Origin of the sequence: Streptococcus parasanguinis CC87K, assembly GCF_000507765.1 — a bacterium.
In the GTDB taxonomy this organism is placed as follows: domain Bacteria; phylum Bacillota; class Bacilli; order Lactobacillales; family Streptococcaceae; genus Streptococcus; species Streptococcus parasanguinis_J.
The window spans coordinates 143209-161210 of record NZ_KI669403.1 but is presented as its reverse complement, the minus strand read 5'-3'; the positions used below and the strand labels follow the sequence as shown (position 1 = coordinate 161210).

The 18002-nt window shown below is 41.8% G+C and carries 15 protein-coding genes; 12 read left to right on the top strand and 3 right to left on the bottom strand.

The features are described from left to right. Nucleotides 1-8 precede the first annotated feature (8 nt). Nucleotides 9-2804 carry a YhgE/Pip domain-containing protein gene (locus HMPREF1195_RS08900; RefSeq protein ID WP_023919948.1) on the top strand — a complete coding sequence of 932 codons (2796 nt, stop codon included), beginning with the start codon at nt 9-11 and terminating at the stop codon, nt 2802-2804. Nucleotides 2805-2892: 88 nt separating this feature from the next. Here the strand turns inward: HMPREF1195_RS08900 and HMPREF1195_RS08895 are convergent, their stop codons facing one another. After that, entirely contained in the window at nt 2893-3555 is a 663-nt protein-coding gene (locus HMPREF1195_RS08895; RefSeq protein ID WP_023919947.1) for a DUF4947 domain-containing protein, read from the bottom strand. A gap of 92 nt (nt 3556-3647) precedes the next feature. Further along, a complete protein-coding gene (locus HMPREF1195_RS08890) occupies nt 3648-4895 on the bottom strand; it encodes a carbohydrate-binding domain-containing protein (protein WP_023919946.1) in 1248 nt (415 codons plus the stop codon). 214 nt (nt 4896-5109) lie between these two features. Here HMPREF1195_RS08890 and HMPREF1195_RS08885 point away from each other — a divergent pair, with 214 nt between their 5' ends. The 11 genes from HMPREF1195_RS08885 (at nt 5110) to HMPREF1195_RS08835 (ending at nt 15894) form a co-directional block, all read left to right on the top strand. Next, a complete protein-coding gene (locus HMPREF1195_RS08885) occupies nt 5110-5889 on the top strand; it encodes a polyphosphate polymerase domain-containing protein (protein ID WP_023919945.1) in 780 nt (259 codons plus the stop codon). Next, a complete protein-coding gene (locus tag HMPREF1195_RS08880; protein WP_023919943.1) occupies nt 5882-6565 on the top strand; it encodes a DUF4956 domain-containing protein in 684 nt (227 codons plus the stop codon). The genes HMPREF1195_RS08885 and HMPREF1195_RS08880 overlap by 8 nt, the downstream gene beginning before the upstream one ends. A 92-nt stretch (nt 6566-6657) precedes the next feature. After that, nucleotides 6658-7917, top strand: a complete 1260-nt coding sequence (locus HMPREF1195_RS08875; RefSeq protein WP_023919941.1) for a S41 family peptidase — start codon at nt 6658-6660, stop codon at nt 7915-7917. 169 nt (nt 7918-8086) lie between these two features. Next, complete coding sequence (locus tag HMPREF1195_RS08870) at nt 8087-8215, top strand: teichoic acid D-Ala incorporation-associated protein DltX (RefSeq protein WP_003002102.1); 129 nt, start codon at nt 8087-8089, stop codon at nt 8213-8215. An 18-nt stretch (nt 8216-8233) separates the two neighbouring features. After that, complete coding sequence (dltA, locus tag HMPREF1195_RS08865; RefSeq protein WP_021154127.1) at nt 8234-9784, top strand: D-alanine--poly(phosphoribitol) ligase subunit DltA; 1551 nt, start codon at nt 8234-8236, stop codon at nt 9782-9784. After that, the gene (gene dltB, locus HMPREF1195_RS08860) at nt 9781-11034 is read left to right on the top strand and encodes a D-alanyl-lipoteichoic acid biosynthesis protein DltB (RefSeq protein ID WP_023919938.1); all 1254 of its coding nucleotides are present in this window, start codon (nt 9781-9783) and stop codon (nt 11032-11034) included. The genes dltA and dltB overlap by 4 nt, the downstream gene beginning before the upstream one ends. 14 nt (nt 11035-11048) lie before the next feature. Further along, nucleotides 11049-11288, top strand: a complete 240-nt coding sequence (gene dltC / locus HMPREF1195_RS08855) for a D-alanine--poly(phosphoribitol) ligase subunit DltC (protein WP_003002265.1) — start codon at nt 11049-11051, stop codon at nt 11286-11288. Continuing rightward, a complete protein-coding gene (gene dltD / locus HMPREF1195_RS08850; RefSeq protein WP_023919936.1) occupies nt 11281-12549 on the top strand; it encodes a D-alanyl-lipoteichoic acid biosynthesis protein DltD in 1269 nt (422 codons plus the stop codon). The genes dltC and dltD overlap by 8 nt, the downstream gene beginning before the upstream one ends. 251 nt (nt 12550-12800) lie before the next feature. After that, nucleotides 12801-13025 (top strand): hypothetical protein, encoded by a 225-nt coding sequence (locus tag HMPREF1195_RS08845; protein ID WP_021154124.1) that lies wholly within the window; start codon nt 12801-12803, stop codon nt 13023-13025. Between the two features lie 97 nt (nt 13026-13122). Next, complete coding sequence (gene aspS, locus HMPREF1195_RS08840; protein ID WP_023919934.1) at nt 13123-14877, top strand: aspartate--tRNA ligase; 1755 nt, start codon at nt 13123-13125, stop codon at nt 14875-14877. Nucleotides 14878-14952: 75 nt separating this feature from the next. Beyond that, nucleotides 14953-15894, top strand: a complete 942-nt coding sequence (locus HMPREF1195_RS08835; RefSeq protein ID WP_003009152.1) for a YitT family protein — start codon at nt 14953-14955, stop codon at nt 15892-15894. A 29-nt stretch (nt 15895-15923) separates the two neighbouring features. On the opposite strand, the gene pulA is transcribed toward HMPREF1195_RS08835, so the two are convergent. Then, nucleotides 15924-17999 (bottom strand): type I pullulanase, encoded by a 2076-nt coding sequence (gene pulA / locus HMPREF1195_RS08830; RefSeq protein WP_023919932.1) that lies wholly within the window; start codon nt 17997-17999, stop codon nt 15924-15926. Nucleotides 18000-18002 lie beyond the last annotated feature (3 nt).

Below are 18002 nucleotides of genomic sequence, written 5' to 3'. Positions count from 1 at the left end.
CAAAAAATATGATGAAAGAATGGAAGGCTATTCTTAAAAAGCCAACATTTATCATTGTCATGATTGGAGTTGCTTTGATTCCAGCTCTTTATAATATTATTTTTCTATCTTCCATGTGGGATCCATATGGCCAAGTTTCGGATCTTCCTGTAGCGGTTGTCAATAAGGATCAATCTGCTACATATAATGGACAAAAGATGGAAATAGGAAAAGACATGGTGTCCAATTTGAAGGACAATGACTCACTTGATTTTCATTTTGTAGATGAGAAAGCTGCGAAAGATGGTCTTAAAAATGGCGATTATTATATGATTGTAACCCTGCCTGAGGATCTTTCAAAGAAAGCTAGCTCCATCTTAACCAATCATCCGGAACAGATGACCATTGATTACCAAACATCCAGTGGTCATAGTTTTATCGCAGGGAAAATGAGCGACACTGCGATGACAAAGATGAAGCAGTCAGTGGCCGAAAAAGTGACCAATACGTATACAACAGCTTTATTTTCCAAAATGGGATCGCTTAAATCTGGTATGGGGACAGCGGCAGATGGAAGTGCTAAATTAGCAGATGGTGCAAGTAAATTGGAAGATGGTGGTCAAACACTGTCTACTAATTTGAATACATTGGCTCGTTCAAGCTTAGCATTTTCAGATGGTGCGACTACTCTTCGTACGGGTCTAGCAGCCTATACAGATGGTGTTGGTCAATTAGGAAATGGTCTCAATCAAATGGCTGGTCAACTTCCAAACTTGGTATCTGGCGTCAATCAATTAAATAATGGGTTTGGTACTTTTAATACAGGCTTGATGGCTTACGCTACCGGAGTGGATCGATTAGGAAATGGTCTCAATCAAATGGCGAGTCAAACCCCTCAGTTAGCTTCAGGAGTTGGTCAATTAACCAGTGGTATGGGGACCCTCAATGATGGTCTTGGGAATTATACCAATGGCGTGCGTCAATTGAATTCAGGCCTATCTAACTTTTCAAATGGTTTAGCAACCTATACAAATGGAGTCGCTACTTTATCAGAAGGAGCGGGTCAATTAAGTAGTCAATCTGCTACCCTTCGAAATGGGGTTTCACAATTAGAATCAGGTATTCAAACATTATCAAGCCAGCTACAAGCTTCTACAAGTCAATCTGCTCAGATTGATCAATTGGCAGCTGGTTTAAACCAATTAAATGCAGCGATTCAAAATGCTACAGTGGATACCAGTCAACTTTCGTCTGGATTGACGAGTATTGCGAATTCAGCTCAATCAATCCTTGCTTCAGCCCAAGCGGATCGTGCAAATGCCCTTGCAAGTGTGCAAGGAACAGCAGCCTATCAAGCAATGACAGCTGACCAACAAGCGGAAATCAATGCGGCGATCTCATCGAGCCCAAGCTCGAGTGAAACGGCGGCTCAAGGAATCTTGACTACGATTCAAACGATCCAAGGTAGTTTGAATACAGGAAATAGCTTGACACAACTGCAAACGGCAGCCAATCAAGTTTTACCGACAGCTTCTTCTACCTTGACAGACTTGTCAAGTGGCTTGTCTAAGATCCAATCCGCAGTTAGTGGACAATTGTTGCCAGCTAGTCAAACCATCGGTCAAGGGATCGACGCTTATACAGCTGGTGTTGATAAAATCGCTAATGGAGCAACCCAACTTAAGACGAATAGCAGTACTTTAACAAATGGGGCTAGTCAGTTAGCAGCAGGTGTTGGTCAACTAGATAGTAAATCATCAGAATTACTTGCAGGAAGCAATCAATTAGCTTCTGGTCTAGGTGAGTTAAATGGGAAGATGCCTGCCTTGACATCAGGTATGAATCAACTGGCTTCAGGAGCGACCCAATTAACAGGTAAGTCGGGTGAATTGGTTGCCGGTGCTGGAAAATTAGCTGAAGGTGTAGGGCAATTGAACAGCAAGACTCCAGAGTTGGCAGGTGGTGTCAATAAACTTGTCACTGGTGTCAATCAGTTGACAGAAAAATCAGGTCAATTGGTGACTGGTGCTGATAAACTAGCCGACGGTGCAAATCAAATCTCAGATGGCTCCAGCAAATTAGCAGCAGGTGGCCAAACATTGACAAATGGTTTAGGTGAATTAGCAGCAGGAAGCCAAAACTTGAGTCAAGGATTAAACGATGCTAAGGGACAATTGAATGTGGCTACAACTGAAAAAGAAAACGCTAAAACCTTAGCCAATCCTGTTACGACTTCTAAAACAGATCAAGATAATGTCCCTGTAAATGGGGTCGGAATGGCTCCTTATATGATCTCTGTAGCACTCTTTGTTTGTGCCTTGTCAACCAATATGATCTTTGCAAAATTGCCATCCGGTCGTCATCCTGAAAGTCGTTGGGCATGGTTTAAATCTCGCTTTGAGGTCAATGGAACCATTGCGGTGGTTGCAGGAATCTTGGTCTATGGTGCTGTTCACTTGATTGGTTTATCTGCCAATCATGAGATGGCTACCCTCTTCCTTTGTGTGATCGGTAGTGTGGCCTTCATGTCTATCGTGACCGCTTTAACAACATGGCAAAGAAAGGTCGGTGCTTTCCTCTCGTTGATCCTCTTGCTCTTGCAATTAGCTTCTAGTGCAGGAACTTATCCTCTTGCTTTGACAAATGGATTTTTCCAAGCCATTCATCCATTCTTGCCAATGAGCTATACCGTCTCTGGTCTTCGTCAAACGATTTCGATGACAGGAGAAATTGGAAATCAAGTGGTCTTTCTTTTGGTGACCATTGCTCTATTTGCGGGACTAGGGATGTGGTTTTACAATCCAAAAAAATATGAAGAGGACTAATCGTCAAGAACTCTCAACTCATTTGGAGTTGAGAGTTTTTTGTTTCATGTGAAACAAAAATTCTCGCTTGTTTAAGCGAGAATATTCATTATTTAAAGAAGACAACATCAGGATTTGGCGTAATATAGAGGAGTTGGTCGTTTTCAAAGACCAATTGGATGGTGTTGTTTTTATAGGTGTAAATGGTGTAGGCTACTCCAAATTTAGAAGCTTGTTTCAGATCAACTGCCCCCAATAAAAAGGCATGAGCTTGTTCTTCTGTAATTTTCCCCTTACGGTAGAGATTTTTAATATTTTCTAGTTCAATATTTTGAAAAGATTCGCTAATATAAGCAGGGTCTGTTATTTGTTTCTCTGGATTTCCAAGGATTTTTTGGACAAGAGCAGTGGTATACCCTTCATAATCCGGCGTTTGTACAAAAATATTGTCGTCATTTTTAGAGTAGGCTACTTTTAAGTTCCCTGTTGCATAAATTTTATCCTTGGGTGCTTCTTGGGCATTTCTAGGGAGCCCTTCGGTTGTGATGATGTCAGAAGTAGTTTCCGTAGTAGTTGAGGGAGAGCTAGAGGAATTACCTGTGCTAGTTGAGCTAGTTGAACGACTCGAGCTACTTTTTTTAGTGGTTTTCTTTTTTGAGCTGGTAGTAGTAGGCTCTTGTTTAAAATTGATCTTAAGGTCCGGCACACAGGCTGATAGAAAAAGAAGAGACAGCAAGAGTGTGAAGAAAAGAGGGAGTGTTTGTTTTTTCATCATGTTCCTTTCGATAAGCTGATTGAATTTCTATTCTATCATAAAAAAGGCAACAAAAAAAGGTCAGGAAGAAATCCTGCCTTTGTTTGTTATTATGGATGCCCGCCTCCAGGTCCACCGCCTTGAGGTCCGCCACCGCCTGGGGCCCCACCGCCTCCAGGCATGGAGTTGACAATTTCCGTTTGTTTTTCACCGTTGATATAGATGTCTCCACCAGTGTAGGTAGCAGTACCATCAAAGTCGAATCCAGATTGACCCGTTAATTTAATGGTTCCTCCGGTAACAGTGATATTTCCATTCGAATCAATTGGATCGGTATCGCCTTGGCCAACTTCAACGTTGAGGGTTCCACCATTCATAGTGAAGAAAATTTCATCTTGGTTGGCATTAGCATTGGCTGCATTAACACCATCATCGGTTGCATAGATGGTTATATCACCACCGTTGATGGTGATCGATTTTCCTTCGAGACCTTCGACAGATTCGGTTACCTCATAGGTTCCGCTATCGATGATCAGATCACCAGAAGCATGGATTCCATCGTCCCCAGCTGAAATGGTCATGGTATTGTCAGACAGATACATGGTTCCAACAGAAGTATCTTCATCATTATCCACCTTGACGGCATCTTCATCTGCATCGATGCTCATGGTCGTGCCAGTGATATTGAGTTCGTCATTGACGTTGAAGGCATCTCCTACAGCCGTGATTTTATAGGTTCCACCTGTGATGTGGAGGGTGTCATTGGCTTTGATACCGTTGTTCTTCTTGGCATCAATGTTGAGCGTACCTGAACCATTGATGGTGAGGTCGCCTTTAGAGAAGATCACTGCATCGGCATCTTCATCATTGTTTGAACTTGAATCAGATAAGGTATTGGTCGTGCCATCTGCTAAAGTGAGGTAGACATGTCCTGCTTTTGTAGCAGAGATTGGTGAGTTGGTGTTGGTCATGGTAACGCCTTTCAAGACGATGTGAACATCATCTGAGTCACCTGCTTCGACCTTGATTTGAACCCCATCGGATTCACCAGAGATGACATAGGTTCCAGCCTTTGAGATGGTCACGGTGGATCCAGATACAGCTACGCCGTCACCTGATACACTTGCAGAAGATCCAGACAGTTTTACAGTAGAGGCTTTGCTTTCATCGTAAGAGCTGTCCTTGTCCTTATCTGTAAAATAGTTGGAATTGTTTGTTTTATTTTTTGAAGTAGAAGTAGCGGTAGTTTGTGCAGTATTGCTTTTTGTAGCTGATTGTGATGACGCCTGGGTGCAAGCTGTCAGTAAGGTGAGGGTTGCGGCCCCCGTTAATAAAAATTTCCATTTGTTTGATTTCATGAGCTTTTCCTCTCGTTCAATTGATATGCTCCTAGTCTAAAGTTGCTAGCTGAAAGTTTCCTAAAGTTTTTCTGAAAGGAACCTTAACTTTAGTTTTCTTTAAGTTTGGCTTAATGACCAGTTAAGAAAGTCCCATTAAACTAGAAAGCACGTAAGTCGTATTCATACTTACTGAAGGTTAGAAACAATAGATCCCTCTTAAAGGAGAAGAAACATGAAAAAAACAATTGAGACAAGTTTCAAACGAATCGAAACAAAATATATCGTCGCAAAAGATGACGTGAAGGACTTGATCAAAGACTTAAAAGAATACGTCGTAGAAGATGATTACCCAACCTCAACCATTTCAAACATTTATTTTGATACGGAAAATTTTGATGTCATTCAAGATGCTCTTGCAAAACAACACCGCCGTGAAAAAATTCGGATGCGGACTTATATAGAAAAACCTCAAGCAGACAGCCCAGTGTTTCTAGAGGTGAAGTCAAAAGATGAAGAAGGAATTGGCCATAAATTCCGCCTAGTCGCTACTTCGCAAGCCATTATCAACTTGATGACAGATGGGACAGTAGATCATCAGATACAAGATCCAGACTTAGTGCAAGAGATTCAGAGATTGCGCAAACGTTATGGTCATCGATTGGAACCACGGATGTTCATTTATTATGATCGTTTGTCTCTCAAAGAAAAGAAATCCATTCAGGGTTATCCTTATCAGAAGATTCGCGTGACAATCGATCAAAACTTAGTCTTTCGAGACCAGGCTGTTAGCCTTTTTGGTGGGAAGAAAGGAGAACCTCTACTAGAGGATGACTTCGTGATCATGGAAATTAAGGCTCCTGGCCAAGAACCTCAATGGCTAAAGGATATTTTAGAGAAGTATGGTTTGGTGAAACAGAAATTTTCAAAATATAGCTGTGCTTATCATAAATCACAAGGCTTGGATTATGCCCCAAGACCAGTTCAAGAAACGGTAGGTGCTGCCTATGTCTAATCTATTTGATTCTATTTTTAATAATGCCACAGCAACGGTGGATCCTTTGCGCTTACTGCTGGCCCTTTTGGTCAGCTTCTTTCTAGGGCTGGCCCTATCTTGGACCTATAAATACCGAACACTTTACACTCGAGAGTTTGTCATTAGTTTGACCTTGCTTCCTTGTATGATGACCTTAGTGATCTTTTTGGTCAATGGAAGTTTGGGAACCTCGATTGCAGTGGCAGGGACCTTTAGTTTGATCCGTTTTCGTTCGGCTACGAGTGGTTCTAGAGAGTTGATTGCCATTTTCTTAGCCATGATTATAGGATTGGCTGCAGGTTCGGGCTATCTTTTATTGGCCATTTTATCAACCCTTTCTTTACTAGGGGTGTGGCTGGTATTAGAGAACAAACAGAGTAAGGCAGACCATCAACGGCGCCGTCATTTGACCATTACCGTCACAAAACAGGATTCTGTTGCAGAACAAATCAGCCAGTTGTTGGACCAAAGTTGTTCAGAAATTGACTTTATTTCTGTCACAACGGCCCAAGCTGGAGAACAACTGACCTTGAACTACGAGGTAAATATGAAATCGAACATCGATGATTTTGCTCTTGCCAATCTATTGATTAGCGAGATTGAAAATTGTGATGTCGCTCTGACAAAGAAAGCGAAGAAAAGAAAGAATCTATAACGGCTATCCTACTTTAGGATAGTTTTTTAGGGTTTTAAGAACTTTTTAAGAAAAAGTGGTATACTGTTTCTAAAAAATGGAAGGAATCCTTTATGAAAAAGACTGCTATTTTTGAAGATGTCGTCTCTATTATGACCCATGATTCATCTACCATCAAGGATCGAAAAGGATGCGATCCAGAGCCTTTTCGAGAAAACATTACAGATGATATGACAGATGATGCCTTTCTCTATCAAGTTAAGACTTACCTAGCTAGTTTTGGGGTGATCGGGCATGTTTCCTTTCGTGATAAAAAGGCCAATCAAAAAGGGTTTCTTTTGAGAATAAATGGACAGAAATTGTATGTTGAGGAAGCTAATGAAGATACGGGTCTTCAAGTAGGAGATCAGATCTTAGGTTTGGATGGAAGTGACTTGGAGCAGATAGCTTCTCTTCATAAAGACTATTTTATCAGCAAGACCCCTGAAAGACACTACCGAGAATGGGCAGATTTGGTCTCTCAGTCAACGAGTGTCACCCTGCTTCGAGAAGGGATAGAAAAGACCATTGAAGTAGTCCCTAGTCGAGAACCGATCCAAGATCAGATTTTTTGGAAAAGATTAGACGATGAGATTCTTTATCTTCGTCTGGATAACTTTATGGATGAAGGAGCCATTAGTCGGGTATATCAAGAGTGTTTACCTATGATGACGGAGGTCAAGTTTCTTATCATTGATGTCCGACAGAACGGCGGAGGGACAGATTCTTTATATTTCCCTCTATTACATCTAGCCTTAGAGAAGGATCAGGGCTATGATTCGCTTGACTGGGACGATGATGGTATGGAAATTCTCTACACGGAACGCAATGTTGACCTGCGCTTGAAAGACTTTGAGGACTGGATGCAACAGGAAGAAATTAGTCCTGAAACAGTTAAGCTGCTTGAAGATATGAAAGAGGATTTGCTCCGCCATCGGGGACAAGGCTATGTACCGTATCAGCAAGAAAGCGAGAAATTCTTCCCAGAGGTTAGAGGTGGCCACTATCCTGAACAGATCTTTATCTTATCAGATATCTATTGCGGTTCTTCTGGCGACAACTTTGTTCAGATGATGAAGCAGTTTAAGAAGGTAACGGTGGTAGGTAGACCGACTCTCGGAATTTTAGACTATTCCAATTGTTGTACCGTTGATTATGGCGATTATCAATTGATGTTTCCTACTTCTCGTTGTCTATGCGTAGATCAAGGTAAAGGAATGACGGATCAGGGTGTTCTACCCGATATAGAGATTCCTTGGACACCTAGCCATTTCGAGAGAGATGTGGATCTGGACAAGTGTCTGGAATTGATTCATCAGGGTAGTGTGAAATAGAATAGGATTTCAACCAGAAAACTGATTAAAGAAAAATGCTTTCGTTAAACGGCTTGAATGATCTGAAATGATAACGTTTTCTACCACATTCTCACTATGTTTAAAATTGCTTACTTGGTATAAAAAATGGTAAAATAGTGAGTAACAATCAAAATGAAGAGTGAAACTTATGAAACATAAAACACTTTATAAATTTATCGGGCAGACGGTCTTGTATTTTGCCATTTTCCTAGCCCTACTTTATTTCTTTAGTTACCTTGGTCAAGGTCAGGGTGGCTTTATCTACAACGAATTTTAGAAAAGGAGACTCCTAGCCGTGTCAAACCAACCAATTACTGATATGATCGAGACAATTGAACGTTATGCGCAACTACAACCAGACTATCCTGTCTACAATGTCCTTGGTGAGGAGCATACCTATGGCCAATTGAAGGCTGATTCAGATAGCTTGGCTGCCCACATTGACCAAATGGGACTTCCTGAAAAGTCACCTGTTGTGGTCTTTGGTGGACAAGAATATGAAATGTTGGCAACCTTTGTGGCCTTGACAAAATCTGGTCATGCCTATATCCCAATTGATAGCCACTCTGCCTTGGAGCGCGTGTCTGCCATTGTTGAAGTAGCAGAGCCAAGCTTGATTATTGCCATCAATGAATTTCCATTGGAAAACCCAGCTGCTCCAATCATGTCCTTGGAGCAAGTGCGTGAAGCATATGCGGCTCAGCATGCCTATGACTTGAAACATCCGGTCAAAGGGGATGATAACTACTACATCATCTTTACCTCAGGGACAACCGGGAAACCAAAAGGGGTGCAAATTTCGCACGATAACTTGCTCAGTTTTACCAACTGGATGATTACGGACAAGGAATTTGCAACGCCAGAGCGTCCTCAAATGTTGGCGCAACCGCCCTATTCCTTTGACTTGTCTGTCATGTACTGGGCACCGACCTTGGCTCTTGGAGGAACGCTTTTTGCTCTTCCATCAGCCATCACTCAAGACTTCAAACAACTCTTTGCGACCATCTTTTCTCTTCCGATTGCGATCTGGACTTCAACACCATCTTTTGCAGATATGGCCATGTTGTCTGAGGATTTCAATGCTGAAAAGATGCCAGGGATCACCCATTTCTACTTTGATGGGGAAGAGTTGACCGTTAAAACTGCTCAGAAATTGCGTGAGCGTTTCCCAAATGCACGCATCATCAATGCCTACGGCCCAACGGAAGCAACTGTAGCTCTTTCGGCTGTAGCTGTAACAGATGAGATGTTAGCGACTTTGAAACGTCTGCCAATTGGTTACACCAAAGAAGATTCTCCAACCTTCATCATTGATGAGGCAGGAAACAAATTGCCAAATGGTGAGCAAGGGGAGATCATCGTATCTGGCCCAGCTGTTTCAAAAGGTTATATGAATAATCCAGAGAAAACAGCAGAAGCCTTCTTCGAATTTGAAGGTCTTCCAGCCTACCATACGGGAGATGTCGGAACCATGACGGATGAAGGTCTCCTTCTCTATGGTGGACGGATGGACTTCCAAATCAAGTTTAACGGTTATCGTATCGAGCTAGAGGATGTCTCTCAAAACTTGAATAAATCGAAGTATATTGACTCAGCAGTCGCAGTACCGCGTTATAATAAAGATCACAAGGTCCAAAATCTCTTGGCCTATGTCATCTTAAAAGAGGGCGTCAAAGAACAATTTGAGCGCGAAATTGATATCACGAAAGCCATTAAGGAAGATTTAGAAAACATCATGATGTCTTATATGATGCCTTCAAAATTCCTTTACCGTGACAGCCTGCCATTAACACCAAACGGGAAAATCGACATCAAAGGGTTGATTAGCGAGGTTAACAACCGATGATCGAGTTTTTGAAACAGCTCCCTCATTTAGAACACTATGGAACACCGATCTATTTTATCTACCTCATTCTAGCTTTTTTGCCGATCTTTGTGGGCCTCTTTTTCAAAAAGAGATTTCCGGTATATGAAGGACTTGTGAGTCTGATCTTTATCATTTTGATGCTGACAGGTTCGAATCTCAAGCAAATTTATGCCCTGCTCTTTTACGTAGTCTGGCAAATCTTGATTGTGTATTCCTACAAAATCTATCGTCAGAAAGCGGACAACAAGTGGATTTTCTATCTTCATTCCTTCTTGTCTGTCTTGCCCCTGATCTTTGTTAAGGTAGAGCCAGCGATCAAGAATGGGCACCAATCCTTGTTTGGATTTTTAGGGATTTCGTATTTAACCTTCCGAGCTGTCGGAATGATCATCGAAATGCGAGATGGTGTCTTGAAAGAATTCACACTTTGGGAATTCTTACGCTTTATGCTCTTTATGCCGACCTTCTCAAGTGGGCCAATTGATCGTTTCAAGCGTTTTAATGAGGATTATAAAGCCATTCCTGAGCGTGAAGAATTATTGGATATGTTGGAGCAAGCTGTTAAGTATATCATGTATGGCTTCCTTTATAAATTTATCCTAGCTCATATTTTTGGCCACTTATTGTTAGGTCATGTGCAGACCTATGCCTTGTCTCAAGGTGGATTCTTCAATATCGGAACGCTGGGAGTCATGTATGTTTATGGCTTTGACCTCTTCTTTGACTTCGCGGGCTATTCGATGTTTGCTTTAGCAGCTTCCAATCTGATGGGGATTAAAAGTCCAATTAACTTTGATCGTCCCTTTAAATCACGTGACTTAAAGGAATTCTGGAATCGTTGGCATATGAGTTTATCTTTCTGGTTCCGTGATTTTGTCTTTATGCGTCTCGTGATGGTATTGATGCGCAATAAAGTGTTCAAGAGCCGGATCACGACCTCAAATGTTGCCTACATTATTAATATGTTGGTCATGGGCTTCTGGCATGGAGTGACCTGGTACTATATCGCTTATGGGCTCTTCCATGGGCTTGGAATGGTTATCAATGATGCCTGGATTCGAAAGAAAAAATCTATTAATAAAGAAAGAAAAGCAAAAGGATTGGATCCGATACCGGACAATCGTTGGACCAAGGCTTTGGGGATCTTTATCACCTTTAATACAGTGATGCTGTCCTTCCTGATCTTCTCAGGATTCTTGGATCAGCAATGGTTCCCAAAAGTGAAATAAAAGGAGAATAAAAAATGGATGTAAAATCACAAGTAATTGAAATTATTGACGAATTGTTTATGGAAGATGTCTCAGACATGATGGATGAGGATCTCTTTGATGCGGGTGTTCTTGATAGTATGGGAACAGTCGAATTGATTGTGGAATTGGAAAATCGCTTTGGCATCCGTGTTCCTGTATCAGAATTTGGACGCGATGATTGGAACACTGCCAACAAGATCGTAGAAGGTGTAACGGAGCTTCAGAATGCTTAAGCGTTTGTGGCTGATTTTAGGGCCCGTATTTTGCGCGCTCCTCATGGTAGCAGCTTTATTATTCTTTTATCCAATCAATCATAAGCACAACTATACCGAAGAGAAAAAAGCTGCGGTAAGCCTGAATGCAGAAGGATTCAAGAGTCGTACAAAGAAACAAGAAGCACTTTCTGATCCACAGCATCGCTTTGTCCCTTATTTTGGCTCAAGTGAATGGTTACGTTTTGATGTGGTGCATCCAGCGGTTTTAGCTGAAAAATATGACCGCAATTACAGACCCTACTTTTTAGGAGAACGTGGTGCGGCTTCTTTGAACCAGTATTTTGGGATGCAACAGATTTTGCCAGAACTCAAGGACAATACAGCTGTTTATGTAGTTTCTCCGCAATGGTTCACCAAGAAGGGCTATGATTCCTCTGCCTTTCAACAATTCTTTAATAGCGATCAGTTGAATAGCTTTATTGCCAATCACCAACAGGATGCTGCATCCCAGTATGCTGCAAAGCGTCTGTTACAACAGTATCCAAATGTCGCCTTTCAAAGTGTTGTAACGAAAATTTCTCAAGGAAAGAAAATTTCCAGATTTGATCAGTCTTTGAACCAGTTTGTTTCCCACCTTGTCCAACGCGAAGATGCTTTGTTTAGTAATCTTGCAACGCGTACAAACGGGAATTACGATAAGAAGGTCAAAAAACGTCTACAAGATTTACCAGATCAATTCTCATATGAGAAATTGGAAGAAATTGCAACGGCTGAAGCAAAAATCAAAACCAATAACAACGACCTTGGAATCAGCAATCATTTTTACAATACTCGTTTAAAAATGAAGTTGAAGAAACTAAAAGGTTTCCAAAAAAACGAATCCTATGTTCAATCTCCTGAGTACAATGACTTGCAGTTGGTTCTAGACCAGTTTGCTAAATCTCGGGCCAATGTTATCTTTGTCATTCCTCCAGTAAATGCCAAATGGATGAAATACACAGGCTTGAGCCAAGAAAAGTATGAACAGGCTGTTCAAAAGATTCGTTACCAATTGGAAAGTCAAGGATTCACCAATATTGCAGACTTTTCTAAAGATGGTGATCAGCCCTACTTTATGGAAGATACGATTCATATGGGATGGAATGGTTGGCTAGCCTTTGATAAAGCGGTCAATCCCTTTGTCACAAAGGCTGAAAAAGCACCAACTTACCATCTAAATGATCGCTTCTTCAGCAAAGACTGGGCCCAATATAAAGGGACACCAGACGAATTTAAATAATGCTTGATCAAAGGGGGCAGGATCAAATCCTGGCTCCTTGATTTGTGAGGAAAGTGACGAGAAAGTCACAAATAAGCAAGAGAGTTATCCACAGGCTGTGGGAAACTTGCTTGTAAATGGATGAAAGCAAGTCCTGATGCTTCTGACGCTTCCTCTTTTGAGGGGGCAAAAAGTGAAAGTTATCCACATTTTTGTGGATAAGTGATAAAAAACAGTGGATAAGTCAGCTGGTTTGTGAAAAGGAGAATAGTGTGAAAAAAATTTGGTTTTACGCAATCGTTCAGGGAATTGTGATCTTTTTTATTGTGGGTGGCATGACCTATGTGCTTAGGGGAGATTTCTTTTTCCGCTACCTATCCCCTATTTTTGGACTAGCAGCAGCTGTCTTGCGATTTGGGACGGCGACTTTAATGAAGGTGCTAGCACCCACTCTCTACGATGATCCCAAAAAGAAAGAAGAGAGCCACGATAATTAAAGAAGTTGGTGACTGAAAAAGTTGAGCTAAAGGCCACTTTCTGCTGGTCTTTATGGTAAAATAGAAGGAAGAATATTAGTTTGGAGATTAATTAGAAATGAAACGTTCAATGTATGCTGGACGTGTTCGTGAAGAACACATTGGAACTCGTATTACCTTGAAAGGATGGGTTAGCCGTCGTCGTGACTTGGGTGGTTTGATCTTTATCGATCTACGCGACCGCGAAGGGATCATGCAATTGGTGATCAATCCAGAAACAGTTAGTACAGAAGTGATGGCTACAGCCGAAAGCATCCGTAGTGAATATGTTGTAGAAGTGACAGGTCTTGTGGAAGCTCGTGAACAAGCTAATCCAAACTTGCCTACAGGAGCAGTAGAACTCAAGGTAGAAACTATTACGGTTCTCAATACCGCAAAAACAACACCATTTGAAATCAAGGACGGTATTGAAGCCAATGATGATACTCGTCTTCGTTACCGCTACTTAGACCTTCGTCGTCCTGAGATGTTGGAAAACCTCAAACTTCGTGCAAAAGTAACCCATTCAATCCGCAATTACTTGGATGAATTAGAATTTATTGATGTGGAAACACCGTTTCTTTCTAAGTCAACTCCAGAAGGAGCGCGTGACTATTTGGTTCCTTCCCGTGTCAATAAGGGGCATTTCTATGCCCTTCCACAAAGTCCTCAGATTACAAAACAATTGTTGATGAATGCTGGATTTGACCGCTATTATCAAATCGTGAAGTGTTTCCGTGATGAGGATTTACGGGGAGACCGTCAACCTGAGTTTACACAAGTCGACTTGGAAACTTCTTTCTTGAGTGATCAAGAAATCCAGGATATCACAGAAGGCTTGATTGCACGTGTCATGAAAGAAACCAAGGGAATTGAAGTAACACTCCCATTCCCACGGATGAATTATGATGACGCTATGGCCTTGTATGGTTCAGATAAACCAGATACACGTTTTGAAATGTTGCTCCAAGACTTGACAGAGCTTGTCAAGGGTGTAGACTTCAAAGTCTTCTCAGAAGCTCCAGCAGTTAAGGCGATTGTTGTCAAAGGTGCAGCGGATCATTACTCTCGTAAAGACATCGATAAATTGACAGAAGTTGCGAAGCAATACGGTGCAAAAGGTCTTGCTTGGGTGAAATATGCTGAGGGTACTTTGAACGGTCCTGTTGCGAAGTTCTTGACAGACTTGACAAGTGACTTGACAGCTGCTTTACAGTTAGAAGACAAAGATCTAGTTCTCTTTGTAGCAGATACTCTTGAAGTAGCCAATGCAACGCTTGGTGCTTTGCGTGTTCGTCTTGCGAAAGAGCTTGACTTGATTGACAACAATCAATACAACTTCCTTTGGGTAGTGGATTGGCCAATGTTTGAATGGTCTGAAGAAGAAGGCCGTTATATGTCTGCTCACCATCCATTTACACTTCCACAAGCTGAAACAGAGCATGAATTGGAAGGAGATCTTTCAAAAGTTCGAGCAATTGCCTATGATATCGTCTTAAATGGCTATGAATTAGGTGGAGGAAGCCTACGGATTAATCATAAAGATTTACAAGAACGGATGTTTAAGGCACTTGGATTTACAAAAGAAGCTGCCAATGAACAATTTGGTTTCTTGTTGGAAGCAATGGATTATGGTTTCCCACCACATGGAGGATTGGCGATTGGTTTGGACCGCTTCGTGATGCTTCTTGCAGGTGAAGATAATATTCGGGAAGTCATTGCCTTTCCGAAGAATAACAAGGCGACAGATCCAATGACACAAGCTCCTTCTGTCGTTTCTGAAAAGCAATTGGATGAGTTAAATCTTCAAGTAGAAGTAGCAGAGCAAGAATAGGACAAGAGAGAAAAGGGAAAGTCTAGGAATCAGTTGCTCTAAGATCTTCCTTTTCTTCTAATCGATGGATTGAAAATGAAAAAAATTCGCTTTCATAAGCTATTTCGCTATCATGTGCGGCGACTAGCTTATAACATTAAATTATTGCGCGTGCTGAAGAGCATCTCCCGTGAGAAATACGATGAAAAAGTGTCAGCTTCCTTGCTGTATGGTTTTCTATCAGCGATTGCCGTCAACTTCTTCTTTCAACCAGGACATGTATACTCCAGCGGTGCAACAGGGCTAGCTCAGATTTTATCTGTTCTGAGCCAACGCTTTATTGGCTTTACGATTCCCGTTTCCTTGACCTTTTATGCCATCAATATCCCTTTGATGATTGTGGCTTGGTATCAAATTGGCCATAAATTTACCATCTTTACCTTTATTACGGTTTCGATGAGTTCCCTCTTTATTCAGTTCGTGCCAGTGATTACGTTGACCAACGATCCGATCATGAATGCCCTATTTGGTGGGGTTGTCATGGGAACAGGGATTGGTTTTGCTCTTCGGAACAACATTTCCAGTGGAGGAACGGATATTGTCAGTTTGACGATTCGAAAACGGACAGGAAAGAATGTCGGCAGTATCTCCTTTTTGGTCAATGGGACCATTATGTTGATCGCTGGTCTGACCTTTGGTTGGAAGTATGCTCTTTACTCTATGATTACCATCTTCGTATCGAGTCGAGTAACGGATGCTGTCTTTACCAAGCAAAAACGGATGCAGGCAATGATCGTAACGAGCCAGCCAGATGCCATTATTGAAAAGATCCATAAAAAATTGCATCGTGGAGCAACCATTATCCACAATGCAGAAGGAACCTATAACCATCAGGAAAAAGCGGTTCTGCTGACAGTTATTACGCGTGCAGAGTTTAATGAATTCAAATATATTATGAAAAAAGCTGATCCTCAGGCTTTTATCACCATTTCAGAAAACGTTCATATCATCGGACGCTTTGTGGAAACAGAAGAATAAAAATAAAGGTCACCACATTGTGGTGACCTTTATTTTGTTGATTCAGTTTCATGGAGAAGGAGCCAACTATGGGCAGGAATAGAAAGTTCCTTTCCTTTAGGAATAGGGGTTTTTAGGTTGGCATGAGGATAGGCAAATAACAGCTGACTATCGCTCGGATGTTGATAGGTCTGTTCTTGATCACCGATATTGACAAGAATCGTTATTTTTTCACGATCTTTCTCAATCGTGTAGATCAAATGATGATCAGACAACCATTTGACGTCACAGTAGTCGCGAATCTCTTGCCCTTTTTTCAAACGAAGGAGTGGCTGTGATTTCCGATAAGCAATCAATTCTTCAAGAAAAGCAATTTCTTCTTGGCATTTTGAAAGGGATGTCCAGTCCAATTGGTTGAGACTATCTGGCAAGTTATAGGTGTTGTCTTCGAGCCCTTTTGTGCGATAAAATTCTTGACCAGCATGGATAAACGGCACTCCTTGGGATAATAATACCAGATGAAGCGCAAGACGCGAGAGAGCTTTTCGATCTTCTAGACGAATTTCTTCTTTTTCAAGTTGGAAATAATCAAAAACAGTTGCATTGTCGTGGCATTCGACGTACTGAATGGCTTGTTGCGGTTGGGTGAAATGAGCAGGCCCTAGCTTCCCGACATTCGCCGTTAGAATGTTCGCAAAATCATTCGCAGAATGTTGACTCTCACGACGGTGACCGGCTACAAGTGTTCTCTTGATCGTATCCCGGAAGTTATCACTGAAAAAGCCAAAGGCTGGTAATCGTTTCGAATTATATTGGTGAGCGAGCTGATCTTCAGAGAGGCCGGTATCCATCTTCCACCCTTCCCCATAGAGATAGATGTTAGGATAGATTTCACGGAGTTCTTCTGCAATCTCTGTCATGGTTTGAATGTCTAGGATTCCCATCAAATCAAAGCGGAAACCATCAAAGCCGTAGAGGGAAACCCATTGTTTGAGAGATTGCTTGATATACTGTCTCACCATGGAGCGCTCACTTGCCACGTCATTTCCGCAGAAGGTTCCATTGGTCCGCTCTCCCTCTGCATTATAGCGGTAGAAATAACCAGGAACGATCTGTTCAAAAGCATACTCATCTGCCTGGTAGACGTGATTGTAGACTACATCCATGATGACACTCAGATTGGCCCGGTGATAGGTGTCAATGGTGTCTTGGAGCTCTAGGATTCGCGCATAAGGATCGTTAGGATCACTCGCATAGCTGCCTTCTGGAACATTGTATTGAACAGGATCATAGCCCCAGTTGTAGGCTTTCCATTGATCCTCTTCATCGACACTACCGAAATCGTAAACTGGAAGTAACTGTACATGGGTAATGCCCAGTTTTTGAAGGTAATCAAATCCAAGGATCTGGCCATTTAGTTGGGGCGATTCTGTTAAACCTTTAAACTTACCCGGGTGTTTAAAGCCAGCCTCTTTTTGGACAGAGAAATCCCGAACGCTCATCTCGTAGATGATTGCTTCTGTCGGGTCTAATTGACGAGCAGCACGCCTGATAGGACGTGTGATCTTCTTCCGGTCGATGACCAAGCTATCTCCAGAGTTCGCTAAAGAGGATAGAGCATAGGGATCATGAATCCGACGTTCTAGGCCATTGACACGAAACTCATAGTGGTAGGCAGCTCCTTCCCAATCCCCTTTGAGCACGAGTTCCCAGACACCGTTTTCTGTACGATTCATTGGATAGACCTGATCTTCGATATGGAGGGTCACATCTTGCGAAATGGGTGCCCAGAATTTAAATTGCGTCTGACGTAGTGTGTAGAAACTTCCTAGATCCTCTCCAGTATAGGTGAAGGTTTGATCAAAAATGGGTTTGCGAACAATTTGACGATAGTGGAGAATAGAAGAATTTCCAGCAGCATCGTAGATGGTGTACTCTTCTCCGAGTTCAAGCGGAATAGGGCTTAAGAAATAGTCTCCTGTGTCAGTCGCTGCACTTGACGTTTTGACAGGGATTAAGGCAAGATGACCTTGGTTCGTTTCCAAATAAAAAGGAAGGATATGCTCCTCTCCTTTTTGGATAAGAATCAGGTCTTGGTCATCTAAATAAGCAGTAAATGTAGACATAAA

Bases quoted from the DNA above. Each gene is read 5' to 3' on its own strand.
- HMPREF1195_RS08900 (WP_023919948.1), top strand. From the start codon at position 9: ATGATGAAAGAATGGAAGGCTATTCTTAAAAAGCCAACATTTATCATT.
- HMPREF1195_RS08895 (WP_023919947.1), bottom strand. From the start codon at position 3,555: ATGAAAAAACAAACACTCCCTCTTTTCTTCACACTCTTGCTGTCTCTT.
- HMPREF1195_RS08890 (WP_023919946.1), bottom strand. From the start codon at position 4,895: ATGAAATCAAACAAATGGAAATTTTTATTAACGGGGGCCGCAACCCTC.
- HMPREF1195_RS08885 (WP_023919945.1), top strand. From the start codon at position 5,110: ATGAAAAAAACAATTGAGACAAGTTTCAAACGAATCGAAACAAAATAT.
- HMPREF1195_RS08880 (WP_023919943.1), top strand. From the start codon at position 5,882: ATGTCTAATCTATTTGATTCTATTTTTAATAATGCCACAGCAACGGTG.
- HMPREF1195_RS08875 (WP_023919941.1), top strand. From the start codon at position 6,658: ATGAAAAAGACTGCTATTTTTGAAGATGTCGTCTCTATTATGACCCAT.
- HMPREF1195_RS08870 (WP_003002102.1), top strand. From the start codon at position 8,087: ATGAAACATAAAACACTTTATAAATTTATCGGGCAGACGGTCTTGTAT.
- dltB (WP_023919938.1), top strand. From the start codon at position 9,781: ATGATCGAGTTTTTGAAACAGCTCCCTCATTTAGAACACTATGGAACA.
- dltC (WP_003002265.1), top strand. From the start codon at position 11,049: ATGGATGTAAAATCACAAGTAATTGAAATTATTGACGAATTGTTTATG.
- dltD (WP_023919936.1), top strand. From the start codon at position 11,281: ATGCTTAAGCGTTTGTGGCTGATTTTAGGGCCCGTATTTTGCGCGCTC.
- aspS (WP_023919934.1), top strand. From the start codon at position 13,123: ATGAAACGTTCAATGTATGCTGGACGTGTTCGTGAAGAACACATTGGA.
- HMPREF1195_RS08835 (WP_003009152.1), top strand. From the start codon at position 14,953: ATGAAAAAAATTCGCTTTCATAAGCTATTTCGCTATCATGTGCGGCGA.
- pulA (WP_023919932.1), bottom strand. From the start codon at position 17,999: ATGTCTACATTTACTGCTTATTTAGATGACCAAGACCTGATTCTTATC.